Source organism: Pseudoalteromonas sp. Bsw20308, assembly GCF_000310105.2.
In the GTDB taxonomy this organism is placed as follows: Bacteria; Pseudomonadota; Gammaproteobacteria; order Enterobacterales; family Alteromonadaceae; genus Pseudoalteromonas; species Pseudoalteromonas fuliginea.
The window spans coordinates 746,673-769,408 of the sequence record NZ_CP013138.1; the positions used below are offsets into that span (position 1 = coordinate 746,673).

General features: G+C 42.5%; 5 protein-coding genes and 1 pseudogene. 5 read left to right on the forward strand and 1 reads right to left on the reverse strand.

The features are described from left to right. The first annotated feature begins 119 nt into the window (after positions 1–119). The 3 genes from D172_RS03240 to D172_RS03250 all read left to right on the forward strand — a co-directional run bounded on the left by D172_RS03240 (position 120) and on the right by D172_RS03250 (position 2,797). Positions 120–1,300 (forward strand): IS3 family transposase gene (locus D172_RS03240; protein ID WP_150115549.1). Its coding sequence is split into 2 segments (ribosomal slippage): positions 120–378 and positions 378–1,300, totalling 1,182 coding nucleotides; the frame shifts between segments, so codons are not numbered across the junction. Between the two features lie 278 nt (positions 1,301–1,578). Further along, positions 1,579–2,007 (forward strand): retropepsin-like aspartic protease, encoded by a 429-nt coding sequence (locus D172_RS03245; protein WP_033023949.1) that lies wholly within the window; start codon positions 1,579–1,581, stop codon positions 2,005–2,007. A 19-nt stretch (positions 2,008–2,026) separates the two neighbouring features. Next, positions 2,027–2,797 carry a 4'-phosphopantetheinyl transferase family protein gene (locus D172_RS03250; RefSeq protein WP_007379115.1) on the forward strand — a complete coding sequence of 257 codons (771 nt, stop codon included), beginning with the start codon at positions 2,027–2,029 and terminating at the stop codon, positions 2,795–2,797. 21 nt (positions 2,798–2,818) lie between these two features. Here the strand turns inward: D172_RS03250 and D172_RS03255 are convergent. Next, positions 2,819–3,967: pseudogene (locus tag D172_RS03255) on the reverse strand (IS3 family transposase). A gap of 190 nt (positions 3,968–4,157) precedes the next feature. Here D172_RS03255 and D172_RS03265 point away from each other — a divergent pair. Together D172_RS03265 and D172_RS03270 are read left to right on the forward strand one after the other, a co-directional pair. Next, complete coding sequence (locus D172_RS03265) at positions 4,158–4,868, forward strand: hypothetical protein (protein WP_033023952.1); 711 nt, start codon at positions 4,158–4,160, stop codon at positions 4,866–4,868. 116 nt (positions 4,869–4,984) lie between these two features. Then, a complete protein-coding gene (locus D172_RS03270; RefSeq protein WP_058230529.1) occupies positions 4,985–22,726 on the forward strand; it encodes a non-ribosomal peptide synthetase in 17,742 nt (5,913 codons plus the stop codon). Positions 22,727–22,736 lie beyond the last annotated feature (10 nt).

Here is a 22,736-nt window from a genome sequence, read left to right on the forward strand (position 1 = left end):
CTAGAGCTGGCTTCAAAAAATCATGCGCAGCAAAAGCGAAAGTGTAGTGGTACAGTGATTTTGGCCACCCATTAAGAAAGAAATGTTATGCTAATAAGCATACAAATTTGGGTGAAAAAATGACGAAATTAAAACGCGCAACATATTCAGCGGCAATTAAATTAGAAACGGCTCAGCTTGTAGTAGACCAAGGTTATACGCAAGAAGACGCAGCAAAAGCGATGGGGGTGGGTAAATCAACCGTAAGTAAATGGGTTACTCAATTAAAGCTAGAACGCAATGGTCAGTCACCATCAGCGTCACCAATGACGCCCGAACAAATTGAAATCCGCGAACTTAAAAAGCAAATCCAACGCATTGAATTAGAAAAGGATATATTAAAAAAGGCTACCGCTCTCTTGATGTCCGACTCCCTGAACAATTCTCGTTAATCGAGAAGTTAAATCAACGAGAGCGTTATCCAATTAATGTGCTATGTCGCGTATTCAATGTGCATCGCAGCAGCTATAAGTACTGGGCCATACGGGATACAACGCCGACACCTGAGCAAGTAAGGTTAGAGGCTGAAGTAAAAGCAATACATGCGATGAGTGGTGGTTCAGCAGGGGCACGGACAATCGCAGCGATAGCAACGAACAATGATTTTGAATTGAGCCGTTATCGTGCAGCTAAGCTAATGGTTAAATTAAAGCTCGAAAGCTGCCAAGTACCTCAACATTCATATAAACGTGGTGGTAATGAACACCTTGAAATCCCAAACCTGCTTGATAGACAGTTTGATGTTGTTGAGCCGGATACCGTGTGGTGCGGTGATGTGACGTATATTTGGACAGGCAATCGCTGGGCTTATTTAGCCGTGGTTATTGATTTATTTGCACGCAAAGTGGTTGGCTGGGCAATGTCGTTGTCACCAGATACTAATTTAACGCTAAAAGCGCTTGAACTCGCATATGAAAGCAGAGGGAAACCGACAGGACTCATGTTCCATTCAGACCAAGGTAGCCATTATACAAGTTTAAAATATCGCCAACGTTTATGGCGCTATAAAATCACACAAAGTATGAGTAGACGTGGAAATTGTTGGGATAATGCGCCAATGGAGCGATTTTTTAGAAGCTTTAAGACGGAATGGATGCCAAAGATTGGATATGGAAACTTTATAGACGCTAAATATAGCGTAAGTGATTACATAAATGGATATTACAACAATGTTAGGCCGCATCATTATAATGCCGGTTTAGCACCAAATGAATCTGAGGTTAGATATCAAGGTTCTAAAACTGTGGCCAAAATTAGTTGACCACTACACAATTTTACTTACCAGCTTTAGCGTTTCTTCTTTGAATCCTTCTGAATAAAATTTACATTTGGTCATTGTTGTCATGATTTACCTCTATGAGTAAATTTACTCACTTAAAGAGGTATCCAATACTATTGGTTCAGATCAGTTAAACAACGGAAGTTTTACAGCTCACCCCATTTAAAATGGAAGGATTATCGATACTCAATGACAGCTCTACAAAAATATTATATCATCTTTTGGATAATTATTTATATTGAATTAAGGAATGCATTCATATGCGCGGGAGCGGAGAAAAGGTTATCATAGAATTTGAGATATCTAATACTGGGCATCAGATTATTGAGTGTAAAATAAATGGCCATAACTTACGCTTAATATTGGATACAGGTGCAGGCTCATCTGTTCTAGATAGAGCATATCTTACTCAGTTGGAAATTCAAGAAGCTTTGAGTCAGGAAAGTGCTGCTGGGCTTGGTACTTCGGAACACACAGTTGGAAGTATTAACATTTCAAAAATCGAGATAGAAGGTGTATTCTTTGCCAATCCTGACTTTATTTCACTTGATTTGGCTCATGTTCAAATCGCAGGTGATGAAAAAGGTATTCACGGACTACTAGGCTCCCCATTTTTTGTACAATATAGTGCAATTATAGATTTTTCGGATAATAAGCTTCTACTTTCTAATAACTCGAGTATATCTTAAAGTATTAAGTTTATTGCTGATGAACTATTTACTGTCCACTTCAACCTTTGAATCTTCTTCCGAAGAAAGTTACGAATTTTTCAAAATTAAATCTATTTATTCCATGCGGAGCAATATCTTCCTAATCGAAGGTGAGTTTGATTCTAATTTTTATTCGCCAGCTCTATTTGATTATTACGGTGTAAATTTACCAGTAACAATCAAGAAGTCAGTATATAAGCGCCAAGCGGAATTTTTGGCCGGACGTATCGCAGCTCAACATGCTCTATTAAAATTAAAGTATATTGGTAATAACCAAGTGAATATAGGGGAAAGTAGGGCTCCGATATGGCCTATGGGTACTATAGGTTCAATTTCACATACCAACGAGCGAGTTTTTTGTATAGTTGGAAAAACTGAAAATATTTTTGGTGTTGGGCTGGATGTTGAGGACCACATTCCTAATGACATGTTGGATATAGTTAAAGACCAAGTTGTAGATGAGTCTGAATTTAATTTACTATTAGCTCTAGAAACACCTGTAAATATAGCCCTAGCTATCGCATTTTCAGCTAAGGAGAGCTTATTTAAAGCTGTATATAGCTCTGTAAACGAATTTTTTGGCTTTGATATTGCAAAAATAAAGGTATTGAATATTTTAAAAAATCAATTGATTTTGACGTTAAATGAAAAATTTGCAGAAAAGCACAACATTAAAAAAAACTATAATATATTATTTTATTACGATAAACAGATTGTAAAAACTCTAGTAGTATGTGATAACAAAATACGCATAGGAAAGGACCTCTAGCATTGGACTTCCCAGCCTTCACTAGACAGTTTTTAACTCAGAATAATACGCTTCTTCAAACTTAGCAGGTGAAACACCGCCTGTATGTGAGTTGTACTTTTTTGGATTGTAAAACATTTCTATAAAATTGAATATCTCAGCTTTCGCATCTTCGCGTGTCGAGTATATCTTACGCTTAACTATTCGCTTTTTAATTGTCGCAAAAAAGCTTTCAGCAACCGCATTATCATGACAGTTCCCAGCGCGGCTCATCGAAGGCACAAGTTGATGTTCTTTCATAAATGCGAGATAATCTGCGCTACCGTATTGACTACCTTGATCACTATGCACCATTACTTCAGCCTTCGGTTGACGTTGATATACAGCCATCAACAATGCGTTTATAACAAGGTGCTTATCCATATTTTTATCCATTGACCAACCCACAATACGCCTAAAGAATAAATCCATTACTGTTGCCACATATAAAAAACCTTCATAAGTTCTTATGTAAGTTATGTCGCTCACCCATGATTGATTCGGCGCAGGTGGGTTAAATTGACGTGCTAATAAGTTATCTGCAATCCGCGATGTCCTACCGCCTTTAATATGGCGACGCTTATACCCAATTTGCGCTTTAAGCTTATGTTGTCGCATGATCTTAGCGACGCGATTTACGCTGCATTGCTCACCGGCTTCACGCAAGTCTGCATGTATCCAAGGGCTACCATACGTGCCGCCACTGGCTACATAAAATTCTTTAATGAGTTTCAACAAGCGATTATCTTCAAGCGCTCTATCGCTTAAAGGTTTTTTTAACCACGCATAAAAACCACTACGATGCAGTTTAAAAAGGCGGCACATCGTTGTGATAGAAAATTCATCTTGGTGATCACGAATGAAGCCGTACTTTACTCAGGGTTGCTGGCAAAGTACCTTGCGGCCTTTTTTAAAATGTCCCGTTCCTCCGTGACACGCTTTAACTCAGCCTCTAATTTAGCGATCTTCAATTTTTTCATCGGATGATTGAGCGGATTTAGGTTTATCTGATAACTGGCTCCGCCAGTGATATAACGTTTTGGTACAAATAGCTAATCGCTCGGCGACTTCTGCAACTGAATATCCGCGCTCAGTAATTTGTTTAACAGCCGCTTCTTTAAACTCTTGGGTATACCGTTTACCTTTGCTCATAAAACACCTCTTATTAGAAGTTACAATGTAACTTATTGGGTGTCTAGCAAACTATGGGAAGTCCGGCTGTTAATTTTTTTAACTTCATGCTTCAAAAAAGTAAATATTGTTTTTTTTTTGTTTCTGGTGTAATTTCCTAAAATTGATACATATAAAGTTAAATTTACTCTGCATAAAAGGAACTTACGCAATGAGCCCTGAGGAATATTTAAGAACCTACTATTCACAAGACCCTTCATTTGATTATGAGGAAGCGTTTCACTTAAATTGGTGGCAACACTGCTACGACACTTCAAAACCAAAAGGCTCTATGTTAGTTATCGGTGGTGGACCTGTAATTAGTTCTATTATTACAGCGTCTAAATATGTTGATTCAATTGACTTTACAGACTTTAATGAATCGTGCCTTTCTGAAATAAAGTTATGGATGAAAGGCAAAGGGCATAACTGGAACTCCTACATAAAAAAAGCTTTAGAGTGCGAAGCCCTCCCAAATGATTTAAGTAATATTGAAGCTAGAACTAAATTAATTAGAGATAAAATAAGAGATATTAGTCATTTAAATATATTGCAGCCTAATACTAAAAAAACTTATGAGGTTGTTGATGCACATTTTGTATTAGATTGTATTAGTTGCTCGAAAGATATATTCCTTCAATCCCTTCAGAATTCATGTAGCTTATTAAATAAAAATGGAATCTTCCAAGCTGCTTTTTTAAATAGAACTAATGGTTGGCTTTCAGGTAATCATTCTCATGATAGCGTTCCTCTAACAGAAGATGAACTAGAACTCTACTTTTCCAACATAGGTTTAAAAGTATTAAAAATGGCATCGATTTCGTTGAAAGAGGATAGTAGAACTGGCGGCTATATTTTTGTCAAAGCAATAAGAAATACATGATAAAAATTTGACACTATATCTATTATTAAACTGTTTAAATTAGTACTTCTTAGTTAATTTTATTTCTTCAAATAAATAAGATAAATATTGATACAAGAGTAAGAGGCTTTCGTTTTATGCGTTGCAAAAATAATAATAAAAAAATAACCCCCCCTTCTTTTTTTGAGCATCATACAAAGCTTTTATGTGAATGGAATGACACAGATAAAGCGTATCCACAGGGGCAGACACTGGCGGAGTTATTCAGTGCTCAGGCGCATAAAACGCCAGCGAGTATCGCTTTGGTGTGTGAGGATGAGGAACTCAGTTACCAGACGTTGGAGGAAGCGTCTAATCGCTTAGCAAGAGAGATAAGAGCCGACCACTTAGCCTGTCATGGTCAAGCATTGAGCGCGGGTACTTTGATAGGGGTGTACTTAGAGCGCGGCGTGAATATGGTGGTGAGTATTTTAGCGATACTCAAGGCGGGCGGAGCGTATGTTCCGTTGTCACCGGAATACCCACAGTCGCGCATTGAATACATTCTAGAAGACACGCAGATGGGGTTAATTGTCACAGAGTCAATGTATGAAACGCAGTTAGCACAGTGGGTAGATGGCGAAGCGGTGACATTAATCTCAGCAACGAGCGCTTGGTCAGCAACGCATACAAGTGAAGCGTTAGACTCCCATAGTGATGCAGATGATTTAGCGTATGTAATTTACACCTCGGGCACGACAGGGCAGCCAAAAGGGGTGATGGTCGAGCATGAAGCCGCCGCAGCTTTTGTGTTTAACGATGCCTATGTAGAGAATGGGCGCGTCGGGCGCGTTGCGAGTTTAGCGCCTTACTCATTTGATGGTTTTGTGTTTGACGCGTTTTATAGCTTATTACAAGGCGCGAGCTGTTATTTGTTGAGTAAAGAGACGTTATTGGATATGACACGCTTTAATAAAGCATTGCGTCATCATGATATCGATACATTCTTCACGACAACGGCGTTGTTTAATCAAATGATTAAATCAGGTGCGTTAGAAAATACAAGGGTCAGAAATGTCCTCTTTGGTGGTGAGTCGGCCGATATTAATGTGGTGCAACAAGCGATAGAAGAGCATAAAGATACCCAATTTATTCATGTTTACGGGCCGACGGAGACGGTGGTGTTTGCCAGTGCTTATCACTTTGATGGTCAAGCGGGCGATGCGCCGATAGGGCACCCGTTAGATAACAAGCGATTCTATGTATTGGATGAGCAAGGGGCTTTGGCTCCCATGGGCAGTCCTGGGGAGTTATATATCGGCGGTGCAGGTCTGGCGAGGGGGTACTTAAATCGTCCAGAGTTGACAGCACAGTGTTTTATAGCGAACCCATTTGCCAGTGAAGCGGATAAAGCGAAAGGGTATACCCGTTTGTATAAGACGGGGGATATTGTGCGCTGGCTTCCCAGTGGAGAATTGGTTTATATCAGCCGTAACGACAATCAAGTGAAGATACGAGGTCATCGTATCGAGCTGGGTGAAGTTGAAAGTGTGGTGAGTGCGTTACCAGGGGTTCAACAAGCGGCAGTTATTGTACAAAGCCAAGCGCAAAGCCAGTATTTAGCTGCATATGTAGTTGCACAGGCGGGCGAGAGTTTGTCGATAACGCAGCTACAAGCACAATTACGTCAGCAATTACCGGATTACATGTTGCCAAGCAGTGTTATGGAAATCGCAGGGATCCCGCTAACAGTAAATGGCAAATTGGATAAGGCGGCGTTACCCGAACCGATTTTAGTAGACAAGTCTCAGTACGTTGGCCCAAGGAACGAACTCGAGGCAGGGTTGTGTGAAGTATGGCAAACCGTCTTAGAGTTAGAGCAGGTGGGGATATACGACAACTTTTTCCAAATTGGTGGTAATTCCATCATGGCGATCAAGTTGACTCAGGTCAGTCGTCGCACCTTGGGGATCGATATCTCATTAACCCAGTTGTTTGAACATAAAACCGTCGCGGGATTGGCGCAGAACCTCAGTGATGAACCGTTAATCGTCATTCCTAAAACAACCTTGACGCAAGTGCCATTATCTTTTGCACAAGAAAGTTTACTGTTCATTGAGCAATATTCAGCGGGCTCAGATGCATACCATATTCCGATGGTGGTGAAGCTGGCACCAGAGGTGCAACTAGAGAATTTAGAAACGGCGTTCAATCTTTTATTAGATAGGCACCCGATACTCAAAACGGTGTATCGACATGATGAGCAAGATAACGCCTATCAAACACCGATAACAGAGTCGCTATTACTGACATGGCAGCAATTAGCCAGCGATGAAGTATTACACGCGACATTAAAAACACAGATGTCGACGCCCTTTGATTTAACGTCGCAGTTAAGTTTGCAGTTACACGGGTATGAGGTATCAGGGCAGCGATATTTACTCATCATGTGGCATCACATTGCATTTGATGGTTGGTCTTTGGATATTTTCATACAAGAGTTAGCACAGTGCTATCAAGCATTGTGTCAGGGTGATGTGGTTGCATTGCCAGAGCAAGACATTGTGTACGCAGACTATGCGGCATGGCAGCGTGATCACTTACAAGGTGAAGTGCTGACACAACTGCAATCCTACTGGCAACAGCAGCTAGCGGGAGTGGAGCCGTTACATTTATATACGGATAAAGCTAGGCCGGCGGTACAAGACTTTAGAGGCCAAGACCATAGCTTTAGTTTAGATCCTGAGTTGTCAATGCAGCTCAGAGCGCTTGCCAAAACACAAGAAACGACCTTGTACACCGTGTTATTAAGCGGCTTTTATTTAACATTATCAGCGCTGTCTGGCCAACAGGATATTGTTGTGGGAACGCCTTCAGAAAATAGGCATCACGCACAGACACAGTCTTTGGTGGGCTTTTTTGTTAACTCGTTGGCCCTGCGTGCAGAGATCAAGCATGAGCAAGCGATCACAGACTTCATAACAGAGGTTCATAGTGTGGTTAGTGGTGCGAAGGTGCATCAAGAGCTGCCATTTGAGAATGTGGTGGAGCTGTTGGAGGTAGAGCGAGACCGCGCAAGGCACCCTATTTATCAGGTCATGTTCAGTGTACAACGTTTTGGTGACTCAATAACAGGCGATGCGTCTCTACTATTTGAGAAGATGAACCTGCTTGAATCTGAAGGGTTATTCAGTCCAGCCAAGTTCGACCTAAGCCTTTTAATAGCGGATGGGCAAGCGAGCATATCGGGTCGGTTGAATTATGCATTGAGCTTGTTCGAGGTGCGCAGTATAGAGCGGTTATTGGGCTTGTATGAGCGAGTACTCACGGCTATAGTTAGTGAAAAATATAACCGAATAGCTGATATTCCAATGTTATCTGATCAAGAGCGACAGCAACAGTTGATTGATTATAACAATACTTATAGTCCCAACCCAGCTAACACTAGCCTTCACTCTTTATTTGAAACCCAAGTCGCAGCGGTGCCTAAACATGTTGCAGTTTCTTTTGGTTCAGAGTCCATTACCTATGTTGAATTAAACCAAAGGGCAAATTTTTTAGCGCATAGGCTGCGCGATAATTACAAAAGTCTGTATGGTCAGCCAATGCCAGCAGAAACAATCATAGGGATATATTTAGAGCGAAGTATCGACATGGTTGTTGGGCTATTGGCAATTCTAAAAGCCGGAGGTGCTTATGTCCCAATCTCCTCAGAGCTACCTGAACAGCGGGTATCATTTATGCTTTCAGATACAAAAGCGCCAATGGTATTAACCCAAGCACCTTATGAGACAAAGCTTAAAAAGTTGGTACAAAACTTAGCGATTCAACCGCAGGTTCTGCTCATTGAACAATGTGGGGTTGAATACTCGAAATCGGATTTAGCTCTGTCTGTAAACAGTGAGCACTTGGCTTATGTTATATACACCTCAGGTACTACAGGTAAACCTAAGGGGGTTTTGATTGAGCACCGAGGTATTGTCAATACCATTACTGATAATGCTAAGGCGATTGACGTTCAAAGTAACAGTGTTTTTTTCCAAAATACATCATTGAACTTTGATGCAGCCACTTGGGTGATATTTGTGACTCTCAGTAGAGGTGCGAGTATATGTTTATCAGATAATTCCAGTGACCTTTGCGCTCAAATAAATGCACATAAAGTGAGTCACTTAATGATGACGCCTTCTATGTTAAAGTTACTTGAGCCATATGACGTTCCGTGTGTATCTCATGTCACTGTGGCGGGTGAAGCATGTGATGAGGCTCTAAAAGAGAAGTGGGTAGATAAAGTTTGTTTTTATAATGCTTACGGACCGACTGAATCTTCTATATGCGCAACGATAAAGCAATTGATGGTGACAGAAAAAGTCAGTATCGGTGGCCCAATTCGTAATGCGAGCTTATATGTATTAGATGAACAGCAAGCTTTAGTTCCAAGTGGCGTTGTGGGTGAACTATATATTGGCGGTATGGGTGTCGCGAGAGGGTATTTAAATCTTGAGGCATTAACGGCATCAAAGTTTATAGAAAACCCATATTACGATGGAAAAGTTGAAGGCAGCAGTCAGCGAATATATAGAACGGGGGATTTAGTGCGTTGGTTGTCAACAGGAGAACTTGAGTATATTGGACGTATTGATAGCCAAGTAAAAATTAGAGGCGTGAGAATAGAGTTAGATGAAATTGCCAGTGTTTTGATGTCTCTAGAGGGAATACAGCAAGCGGTTGTATTTGATGTGCAGAAACATGGCACTCAATTTTTAGTTGCGTATTTTGTTACTGAACAAAGTTACTCAGTGACTTTGGCAAATGTGGAGGAAAGGTTACGTCAATGTCTGCCTGATTATATGCTGCCGGGTAGTTTGGTGGAAGTGGATTTAATTCCATTAACAGTGAACGGTAAATTAGATAAAGCTGCGTTACCTGAACCAGAGTTGATAGATAAATCTCAGTATGTTGCACCTAGGAACGATTTTGAGAAGAGTTTATGTGAAGTCTGGCAAACGGTTTTAGGGTTAGAGCTGGTTGGGATATATGATAATTTCTTCCATATCGGTGGTAACTCGATCATGGCTATAAAGCTTACCCAGGTAAGCCGTCGTGAATTAGATATGGATATCCCACTAACAAAGTTATTTGAGCATAAAACAATCGCTGGGCTAACAGCGAACTTAAGTACTGAGCCGCTGGTCGTCATTCCAAAAACTAATCTCACTAGAGCACCTTTATCTTTTGCACAAGAAAGTTTGTTATTTATAGAAAAGTTTGAGAGCGGTAGTCACGCATACCATGTTCCTCACTTAATTGAGTTAAATGATACCTTTAATGTGTCGAATTTGCAGCAAGCACTTGATGTGGTTGTTAAGCAACATCCTATCTTAACAACAGTGTATTTAGAGGACGAATTTGGGGAGGCATACCAAGAAATTCTAGATGTTGGCGTAAATATTAATACTCATGAACTGGCGAGTGAAGAACAGTTGCATCAAGCGATTGCTGAGGTTAACAGAACTCCATTTGATTTATCTAAAGAATTAAGTATACGGGTACATTACTACCTACTTAAAACGCAACGTTACATACTGTTTGTTTGGCATCATATTGCGTTCGATGGTTGGTCGGTAAATATCTTTATGGAGGCCTTGGCAAAGGCTTATTCTTCAGTTCAGCAATCATTACCTGTAGAGCAGAGTGAGCCAGAGCTACGCTATCTAGATTATGCAGTATGGCAAAAAGAAAAGCTCAAAGGCAATTTTCTAGAAAAAGCACAAGCATATTGGCAAGCTCAGCTAAGTGATTTTGAGGAACTTGAACTCCCATTAGATTATCCAAGACCTAAACAATTTAACTATGAAGGAAAAGACCACTTCTTTACTTTAGACGCTGAATTGTCTAGTAAATTAAGGATAATGGCGAAAGAGCAATCGACGACGTTATATACCGTTTTACTCAGTGCTTTTTACATTACGCTTGCTCGATATAGTGGACAACAAGATATTATCCTTGGTACTCCCTCAGAAAACAGAGAGCAAGCTCAAGTTCAGTCTCTGATTGGTTTTTTCGTGAACTCACTACCCTTACGGGCGCACGTTGACTTCAATGATAGTGTAGAAAAGTTTGTTGGCAAAGTTCATCACATTGTGACCCAAGGCAAAATATATCAAAAAATGCCGTTTGAAAAGATAGTTGATACACTTGATGTCAAGCGAGATCCAGCTAAACACCCAATATTTCAGGCATTCTTCCGACTTCAACAATTTACTCAAAATAATAATGAAGTATTCCCAGTCGCATTTGAAACACATCAGCTGCTGCATAGCTACAGCCCGGCGAAGTTTGATCTTGATTTATTCTTAAATGATGACGGCAGCACTATCTTTGGTGGTTTAAATTATGCGGTCACTCTTTTTAAGGTTCAAAGCATCGAATGTATCGTGCAAATGTATCGGCGTATCCTACAAGGATTTGTCCATAATGCAAAAACGCGTGTTAGTGAGCTGAGGTATTTATCAAGGGTAGATATAGATAAGTTTTTAAACGTTTGGAATCAATCTGCTGAACCTGTTTTCATGGCAGGAACGCTTCACAAAGCGTTTGAGGAGCAAGTTGATAAAACGCCAAAAGATACAGCGTTAGTTTTCAATGGTGAGACTTTAAATTATGAAGAACTGAATTGTAAAGCAAATGTGCTAGCCAATAGGATTAGAACAGAGTTCTACGCAATTAAAGAAACGCCGATAGAGTCTAATCAATTTGTGGCTTTGTATCTAGATCGTAGTTTAGAAATGGTCATAAGTATACTTGCTGTGTTAAAGGCTGGTGCCGCATACGTACCAATTGCTCCAGAGCATGGAGTGAGTCGAATGCAATTTATATTGCATGATACACAGGCTCCTCTATTGCTGAGCCAAAGTTGGTATGGATCAAAGTTAAGGGAAAACCTAGCTGATAGCGATTTATGTTGCAATATTTTAGAAGTTGATCAAATTGATTATTTAGACAAAAGTGTAAATCATAACTTTGATGAGCCCTGCGATGTTGACGACTTAGCTTATATTATATACACGTCAGGAACTACTGGTACACCTAAAGGGGTAAAGATTACTCACGGCGCAAGCACGCAGAGAAACTATTGTATTGCAGGCTTGAGTAAATCGAAGCGTAATAGTTACTTATTTAAAACTAACTACATTTTCGATGTATCTGTATCTGATCTATTTAGTCATTTGATGGTCGGTGCAACTATTCACATTACTAAATCTAGTTTTGATCCTCAGGAAATTGACTATTTATGTAGCTCAGAGCCTGTTAATGCAGCGCACTTTGTGCCTTCGCAATTTAATGCATACTTGTCTTTATGTAATAACGATAAGCCATTCGAACGGATTTATTTTAGTGGCGAAAATCTTACTAAAGAACAACTATTACTAATCGACTTCGATCGTACCGATGTAATTAACTATTATGGTCCAACTGAAACTGGCGAAGCAACCTTCCATGAAGTAACTAATGAGCAAGAACAAGGAATAATTGGTCGTCCACTCGCAGGGGTCGAAGTATATGTACTTCAGCCAGATCTAGGTTTGTCACCAGTGAATGTTCCTGGGGAGTTGTTTATTGGTGGTATTGGTTTGGCACAGGGGTATTTGAATTTACCAGAGCTTACTGCTGAACGATTCATTGATAACCCTTTTAAAATACCAGGCTCATCAAATCATAAGAAAAGTCTGTTATATAAAACTGGGGATATTGTACGCTGGTCAGCAGATGGAAAGTTGCAATACCTAGGCCGGAATGATGACCAAGTTAAAGTAAGAGGGTATCGAATCGAACTCGGTGAGATAGAGTCAGCATTAGTATTCATTTCTAGTATCGAACAAGCAGTAGTTGTACTGCACGAGAGTGACTACTTATGCGCGTATGTTGTTGCAAAGAGTCAATTAGATATTGACGCTGTTCAAGCTGAGTTATCTAGTACTCTTCCTGAACACATGTTACCCAATGGCATAATGCAACTCCCCGAAATTCCGTTAACGATTAATGGAAAACTGGATAAAGAGGCGCTTCCAAGGCTAACTTTTAATACAGACGAAATCGATGTAGCCCCAAGAAGTGAGCTTGAAAGGCAGCTGTGCTTAGTTTGGCAAAAGGCGTTAGAAGTAATGAAGGTAGGTATTCATGACAACTACTTTCAAATAGGTGGCAACTCAATAAAAGCCCTTAAATTGGGGCTTGAATGTAGGCGACAACTAAATATTGATATGCCATTACCTTTGCTTTTTGAAAAGAAAACGATTGCCAAGATCGTACCTTTTTTAGATGAGACCTCTACTAATGTGATCCTGCGTTCAAACTTGCAATCTCCCCCACTGTCTTTCGCTCAGGAAAGGTTGTGGTTTATTGAACGCTTTAACGAAGGCGTAGATACGTATCATATTCCGCATTTGGCAAAATTAAACTGCGCGATTGATATGGTGCTTTTGGAAGAAGCAATCAATATGGTCGTATCGCGACACGATGTACTTAAAACAACTTATCGTGAAGACGAAAGTGGCCAAGGGTATCAATACAAATTAGATCAACGCGTAACTATCCACAAAGAGCAGTCAAGTAATATAAAAGAATTAGAGCATTCTGTAACTCGTCTAACAGCACAACCTTTTGACCTGAAAAATGATTTAGCTATCAGAGTTCATCACTTCTTGTTAGAAGAACAGCAGTATATTTTGATTGTTTGGCACCATATTGCATTTGATGGTTGGTCAATTGGATTGTTTAACAATGAAGTTGCTCTTGCATATTCAGCCTTATATAAAGGCAACCCAGTTCAACTGCCAGATCTATCAATCAGCTACAGCGATTATGCTATTTGGCAAAGGGACAATGTAAGTGGCGATACATTAAATCGATTGCTGAACTATTGGAAAGAGCAATTAGTTGGTTATGAGCAACTCAACTTAATTACTGATCATATCAGACCTAGCCATTTTGACTACCGCGGCGGTGATCTTAAGTTCACATTAGATGATAAGGTATCGAGTTTACTTAGAGAGTTCGCTAAAGCTAATGAAACAACGCTTTACTCAGTGCTACTGAGTGGATTTTACTTAACTATTTCAGCGCTCTCAGGGCAAAAAGATATTGTTATTGGTACGCCGTCTGATAATCGTCACCATAGTCAAGTTCAACCTTTAATCGGCTTTTTTGTAAACACTCTGCCACTTAGAGTTTGTATACAGCAAAACGATCTGATTGAGGCATTAGTTGCTCAAGTCCACAATTTAGTAACTCAAGGCAAAGCAAATCAAGATTTGCCATTTGAAAAAATAGTGGATGTATTGGAAGTCGAGAGAGACACCTCGTGTCACCCTATATTTCAAATCATGTTTGCGTTAGATAACTCTAACGATAGTGCTGAAAATAACACGGTTCTACCTTGGTCAAAAGTACCGTTACCTAACACAGTTAATAGCCCCGCTAAATTTGATTTGAACCTTGTAATGACAGATGGGCAAGCGAGCATATCGGGTCAGTTGAATTATGCATTGAGCTTGTTCGAGGTGCACAGTATAGAGCGGTTATTGGGCTTGTATACACGCGTCCTAACCGGCTTGGTAAGTGGCAAGTATACGCGTGTTGGCGAGCTGCCACTGTTAAGTGACGCAGAGCGTGACACCTTATTGTGCACATTGAATGACACAGATAAAGCGTATCCACAGGGGCAGACACTGGCGGAGTTATTCAGTGCTCAGGCGCATAAAACGCCAGCGAGTATCGCTTTGGTGTGTGAGGATGAGGAACTCAGTTACCAGACGTTGGAGGAAGCGTCTAATCGCTTAGCAAGAGAGATAAGAGCCGACCACTTAGCCTGTCATGGTCAAGCATTGAGCGCGGGTACTTTGATAGGGGTGTACTTAGAGCGCGGCGTGAATATGGTGGTGAGTATTTTAGCGATACTCAAGGCGGGCGGAGCGTATGTTCCGTTGTCACCGGAATACCCACAGTCGCGCATTGAATACATTCTAGAAGACACGCAGATGGGGTTAATTGTCACAGAGTCAATGTATGAAACGCAGTTAGCACAGTGGGTAGATGGCGAAGCGGTGACATTAATCTCAGCAACGAGCGCTTGGTCAGCAACGCATACAAGTGAAGCGTTAGACTCCCATAGTGATGCAGATGATTTAGCGTATGTAATTTACACCTCGGGCACGACAGGGCAGCCAAAAGGGGTGATGGTCGAGCATGAAGCCGCCGCAGCTTTTGTGTTTAACGATGCCTATGTAGAGAATGGGCGCGTCGGGCGCGTTGCGAGTTTAGCGCCTTACTCATTTGATGGTTTTGTGTTTGACGCGTTTTATAGCTTATTACAAGGCGCGAGCTGTTATTTGTTGAGTAAAGAGACGTTATTGGATATGACACGCTTTAATAAAGCATTGCGTCATCATGATATCGATACATTCTTCACGACAACGGCGTTGTTTAATCAAATGATTAAATCAGGTGCGTTAGAAGATACAAGGGTCAGAAATGTCCTCTTTGGTGGTGAGTCGGCCGATATTAATGTGGTGCAACAAGCGATAGAAGAGCATAAAGATACCCAATTTATTCATGTTTACGGGCCGACGGAGACGGTGGTGTTTGCCAGTGCTTATCACTTTGATGGTCAAGCGGGCGATGCGCCGATAGGGCACCCGTTAGATAACAAGCGATTCTATGTATTGGATGAGCAAGGGGCTTTGGCTCCCATGGGCAGTCCTGGGGAGTTATATATCGGCGGTGCAGGTCTGGCGAGGGGGTACTTAAATCGTCCAGAGTTGACAGCACAGTGTTTTATAGCGAACCCATTTGCCAGTGAAGCGGATAAAGCGAAAGGGTATACCCGTTTGTATAAGACGGGGGATATTGTGCGCTGGCTTCCCAGTGGAGAATTGGTTTATATCAGCCGTAACGACAATCAAGTGAAGATACGAGGTCATCGTATCGAGCTGGGTGAAGTTGAAAGTGTGGTGAGTGCGTTACCAGGGGTTCAACAAGCGGCAGTTATTGTACAAAGCCAAGCGCAAAGCCAGTATTTAGCTGCATATGTAGTTGCACAGGCGGGCGAGAGTTTGTCGATAACGCAGCTACAAGCACAATTACGTCAGCAATTACCGGATTACATGTTGCCAAGCAGTGTTATGGAAATCGCAGGGATCCCGCTAACAGTAAATGGCAAATTGGATAAGGCGGCGTTACCCGAACCGATTTTAGTAGACAAGTCTCAGTACGTTGGCCCAAGGAACGAACTCGAGGCAGGGTTGTGTGAAGTATGGCAAACCGTCTTAGAGTTAGAGCAGGTGGGGATATACGACAACTTTTTCCAAATTGGTGGTAATTCCATCATGGCGATCAAGTTGACTCAGGTCAGTCGTCGCACCTTGGGGATCGATATCTCATTAACCCAGTTGTTTGAACATAAAACTGTCGCGGGATTGGCGCAGAACCTCAGTGATGAACCGTTAATCGTCATTCCTAAAACAACCTTGACGCAAGTGCCATTATCTTTTGCACAAGAGCGTTTACTGTTCATTGAGCAATATTCAGCGGGCTCAGATGCATACCATATTCCGATGGTGGTGAAGCTGGCACCAGAGGTGCAACTAGAGAATTTAGAAACGGCGTTCAATCTTTTATTAGATAGGCACCCGATACTCAAAACGGTGTATCGACATGATGAGCAAGATAACGCCTATCAAACACCGATAACAGAGTCGCTACTACTGACATGGCAGCAATTAGCCAGCGATGAAGTATTACACGCGACATTAAAAACACAGATGTCGACGCCCTTTGATTTAACGTCGCAGTTAAGTTTGCAGTTACACGGGTATGAGGTATCAGGGCAGCGATATTTACTCATCATGTGGCATCACATTGCATTTGATGGTTGGTCTTTGGATATTTTCATACAAGAGCTAGCACAGTGCTATCAAGCATTGTGTCAGGGTGATGTGGTTGCATTGCCAGAGCAAGACATTGTGTACGCAGACTATGCGGCATGGCAGCGTGATCACTTACAAGGTGAAGTGCTGACACAACTGCAATCCTACTGGCAACAGCAGCTAGCGGGAGTGGAGCCGTTACATTTATATACGGATAAAGCTAGGCCGGCGGTACAAGACTTTAGAGGCCAAGACCATAGCTTTAGTTTAGATCCTGAGTTGTCAATGCAGCTCAGAGCGCTTGCCAAAACACAAGAAACGACCTTGTACACCGTGTTATTAAGCGGCTTTTATTTAACATTATCAGCGCTGTCTGGCCAACAGGATATTGTTGTGGGAACGCCTTCAGAAAATAGGCATCACGCACAGACACAGTCTTTGGTGGGCTTTTTTGTTAACTCGTTGGCCCTGCGTGCAGAGATCAAGCATGAGCAAGCGATCACAGACTTCATAACAGAGGTTCATAGTGTGGTTAGTGGTGCGAAGGTGCATCAAGAGTTGCCATTTGAGAATGTGGTGGAGCTGTTGGAGGTAGAGCGAGACCGCGCAAGGCACCCTATTTATCAGGTCATGTTCAGTGTACAAGGGTTTGGTAATACGTTAGGAACGGAGAGCTCTTTACCCTTTGAGGTGGTCGATGATTTAGGAGAGGATACATTATATAGCCCCGCTAAATTTGATTTGAACCTTGTAATGACAGATGGGCAAGCGAGCATATCGGGTCAGTTGAATTATGCATTGAGCTTGTTCGAGGTGCACAGTATAGAGCGGTTATTGGGCTTGTATACACGCGTCCTAACCGGCTTGGTAAGTGGCAAGTATACGTGTGTTGGCGAGCTGCCACTGTTAAGTGACGCAGAGCGTGACACCTTATTGTGCACATTGAATGACACAGATAAAGCGTATCCACAGGGGCAGACACTGGCGGAGTTATTCAGTGCTCAGGCGCATAAAACGCCAGCGAGTATCGCTTTGGTGTGTGAGGATGAGGAACTCAGTTACCAGACGTTGGAGGAAGCGTCTAATCGCTTAGCAAGAGAGATAAGAGCCGACCACTTAGCCTGTCATGGTCAAGCATTGAGCGCGGGTACTTTGATAGGGGTGTACTTAGAGCGCGGCGTGAATATGGTGGTGAGTATTTTAGCGATACTCAAGGCGGGCGGAGCGTATGTTCCGTTGTCACCGGAATACCCACAGTCGCGCATTGAATACATTCTAGAAGACACGCAGATGGGGTTAATTGTCACAGAGTCAATGTATGAAACGCAGTTAGCACAGTGGGTAGATGGCGAAGCGGTGACATTAATCTCAGCAACGAGCGCTTGGTCAGCAACGCATACAAGTGAAGCGTTAGACTCCCATAGTGATGCAGATGATTTAGCGTATGTAATTTACACCTCGGGCACGACAGGGCAGCCAAAAGGGGTGATGACTCCTCAACGTGGAGTGGTATCTTTGCTCAAAGATACTGACTATGTTGATTTATCAAATAAAGATGTTTTGGTTCACTTTTCATCGCCTAATTTTGATGCGGCTACCTTCGAAATATGGGGAGCACTGCTGCATGGTGCGAGGCTAGTCATAGTTCCTTCAAAAACCTCGTTAATGGTGAATAGTATTCAACGACTGCTACGAGACAAGTCGATAACAGTGCTTTGGTTAACACGGACCTTGTTTGACACGTTATACATTGAATCCCCCAATTTATTTGGCAGTTTGCGTTACTTATTAATAGGCGGAGAGGTCTTGACACCGCACTTAATAGAGCGCTTGGCATTACAAAAATATAGGCCTGAATTTATTCTCAATGGGTATGGACCTACAGAGGGTACGACTTTTACAACAATTCATCGGTGTGAGGGGAAGCAAGGTAGCTCAGTACCAATAGGGAAGCCAATTAATACACGTAAAGTGTATGTGCTAGATGAGCAAGGGGCTTTGGCTCCCATGGGCAGTCCTGGGGAGTTATATATCGGCGGTGCAGGTCTGGCGAGGGGGTACTTAAATCGTCCAGAGTTGACAGCACAGTGTTTTATAGCGAACCCGTTTGCCAGTGAAGCGGATAAAGCGAAAGGGTATACCCGTTTGTATAAGACGGGGGATATTGTGCGCTGGCTTCCCAGTGGAGAATTGGTTTATATCAGCCGTAACGACAATCAAGTGAAGATACGAGGTCATCGTATCGAGCTGGGTGAAGTTGAAAGTGTGGTGAGTGCGTTACCAGGGGTTCAACAAGCGGCAGTTATTGTACAAAGCCAAGCGCAAAGCCAGTATTTAGCTGCATATGTAGTTGCACAGGCGGGCGAGAGTTTGTCGATAACGCAGCTACAAGCACAATTACGTCAGCAATTACCGGATTACATGTTGCCAAGCAGTGTTATGGAAATCGCAGGGATCCCGCTAACAGTAAATGGCAAATTGGATAAGGCGGCGTTACCCGAACCGATTTTAGTAGACAAGTCTCAGTACGTTGGCCCAAGGAACGAACTCGAGGCAGGGTTGTGTGAAGTATGGCAAACCGTCTTAGAGTTAGAGCAGGTGGGGATATACGACAACTTTTTCCAAATTGGTGGTAATTCCATCATGGCGATCAAGTTGACTCAGGTCAGTCGTCGCACCTTGGGGATCGATATCTCATTAACCCAGTTGTTTGAACATAAAACCGTCGCGGGATTGGCGCAGAACCTCAGTGATGAACCGTTAATCGTCATTCCTAAAACAACCTTGACGCAAGTGCCATTATCTTTTGCACAAGAGCGTTTACTGTTCATTGAGCAATATTCAGCGGGCTCAGATGCATACCATATTCCGATGGTGGTGAAGCTGGCACCAGAGGTGCAACTAGAGAATTTAGAAACGGCGTTCAATCTTTTATTAGATAGGCACCCGATACTCAAAACGGTGTATCGACATGATGAGCAAGATAACGCCTATCAAACACCGATAACAGAGTCGCTACTACTGACATGGCAGCAATTAGCCAGCGATGAAGTATTACACGCGACATTAAAAACACAGATGTCGACGCCCTTTGATTTAACGTCGCAGTTAAGTTTGCAGTTACACGGGTATGAGGTATCAGGGCAGCGATATTTACTCATCATGTGGCATCACATTGCATTTGATGGTTGGTCTTTGGATATTTTCATACAAGAGCTAGCACAGTGCTATCAAGCATTGTGTCAGGGTGATGTGGTTGCATTGCCAGAGCAAGACATTGTGTACGCAGACTATGCGGCATGGCAGCGTGAACACTTACAAGGTGAAGTGCTGACACAACTGCAATCCTACTGGCAACAGCAGCTAGCGGGAGTGGAGCCGTTACATTTATATACGGATAAAGCTAGGCCGGCGGTACAAGACTTTAGAGGCCAAGACCATAGCTTTAGTTTAGATCCTGAGTTGTCAATGCAGCTCAGAGCGCTTGCCAAAACACAAGAAACGACCTTGTACACCGTGTTATTAAGCGGCTTTTATTTAACATTATCAGCGCTGTCTGGCCAACAGGATATTGTTGTGGGAACGCCTTCAGAAAATAGGCATCACGCACAGACACAGTCTTTGGTGGGCTTTTTTGTTAACTCGTTGGCCCTGCGTGCAGAGATCAAGCATGAGCAAGCGATCACAGACTTCATAACAGAGGTTCATAGTGTGGTTAGTGGTGCGAAGGTGCATCAAGAGTTGCCATTTGAGAATGTGGTGGAGCTGTTGGAGGTAGAGCGAGACCGCGCAAGGCACCCTATTTATCAGGTCATGTTCAGTGTACAAGGGTTTGGTAATACGTTAGGAACGGAGAGCTCTTTACCCTTTGAGGTGGTCGATGATTTAGGAGAGGATACATTATATAGCCCCGCTAAATTTGATTTGAACCTTGTAATGACAGATGGGCAAGCGAGCATATCGGGTCAGTTGAATTATGCATTGAGCTTGTTCGAGGTGCACAGTATAGAGCGGTTATTGGGCTTGTATACACGCGTCCTAACCGGCTTGGTAAGTGGCAAGTATACGTGTGTTGGCGAGCTGCCACTGTTAAGTGACGCAGAGCGTGACACCTTATTGTGCACATTGAATGACACAGATAAAGCGTATCCACAGGGGCAGACACTGGCGGAGTTATTCAGTGCTCAGGCGCATAAAACGCCAGCGAGTATCGCTTTGGTGTGTGAGGATGAGGAACTCAGTTACCAGACGTTGGAGGAAGCGTCTAATCGCTTAGCAAGAGAGATAAGAGCCGACCACTTAGCCTGTCATGGTCAAGCATTGAGCGCGGGTACTTTGATAGGGGTGTACTTAGAGCGCGGCGTGAATATGGTGGTGAGTATTTTAGCGATACTCAAGGCGGGCGGAGCGTATGTTCCGTTGTCACCGGAATACCCACAGTCGCGCATTGAATACATTCTAGAAGACACGCAGATGGGGTTAATTGTCACAGAGTCAATGTATGAAACGCAGTTAGCACAGTGGGTAGATGGCGAAGCGGTGACATTAATCTCAGCAACGAGCGCTTGGTCAGCAACGCATACAAGTGAAGCGTTAGACTCCCATAGTGATGCAGATGATTTAGCGTATGTAATTTACACCTCGGGCACGACAGGGCAGCCAAAAGGGGTGATGGTCGAGCATGAAGCCGCCGCAGCTTTTGTGTTTAACGATGCCTATGTAGAGAATGGGCGCGTCGGGCGCGTTGCGAGTTTAGCGCCTTACTCATTTGATGGTTTTGTGTTTGACGCGTTTTATAGCTTATTACAAGGCGCGAGCTGTTATTTGTTGAGTAAAGAGACGTTATTGGATATGACACGCTTTAATAAAGCATTGCGTCATCATGATATCGATACATTCTTCACGACAACGGCGTTGTTTAATCAAATGATTAAATCAGGTGCGTTAGAAGATACAAGGGTCAGAAATGTCCTCTTTGGTGGTGAGTCGGCCGATATTAATGTGGTGCAACAAGCGATAGAAGAGCATAAAGATACCCAATTTATTCATGTTTACGGGCCGACGGAGACGGTGGTGTTTGCCAGTGCTTATCACTTTGATGGTCAAGCGGGCGATGCGCCGATAGGGCACCCGTTAGATAACAAGCGATTCTATGTATTGGATGAGCAAGGGGCTTTGGCTCCCATGGGCAGTCCTGGGGAGTTATATATCGGCGGTGCAGGTCTGGCGAGGGGGTACTTAAATCGTCCAGAGTTGACAGCACAGTGTTTTATAGCGAACCCATTTGCCAGTGAAGCGGATAAAGCGAAAGGGTATACCCGTTTGTATAAGACGGGGGATATTGTGCGCTGGCTTCCCAGTGGAGAATTGGTTTATATCAGCCGTAACGACAATCAAGTGAAGATACGAGGTCATCGTATCGAGCTGGGTGAAGTTGAAAGTGTGGTGAGTGCGTTACCAGGGGTTCAACAAGCGGCAGTTATTGTACAAAGCCAAGCGCAAAGCCAGTATTTAGCTGCATATGTAGTTGCACAGGCGGGCGAGAGTTTGTCGATAACGCAGCTACAAGCACAATTACGTCAGCAATTACCGGATTACATGTTGCCAAGCAGTGTTATGGAAATCGCAGGGATCCCGCTAACAGTAAATGGCAAATTGGATAAGGCGGCGTTACCCGAACCGATTTTAGTAGACAAGTCTCAGTACGTTGGCCCAAGGAACGAACTCGAGGCAGGGTTGTGTGAAGTATGGCAAACCGTCTTAGAGTTAGAGCAGGTGGGGATATACGACAACTTTTTCCAAATTGGTGGTAATTCAATTCAAGCGACACGTTTAGTTTCTAAAATAAAGCGTGATCTAGATGTTGATTTTAATATTAGCGATTTGTATAGCACACCAATAATTAAAGAATTAGCAGCTCTTATGGAGCAGAAAATAAGTTGTGATGACGATGAAATTGTTTTTGAAATATAGTGAATTATCC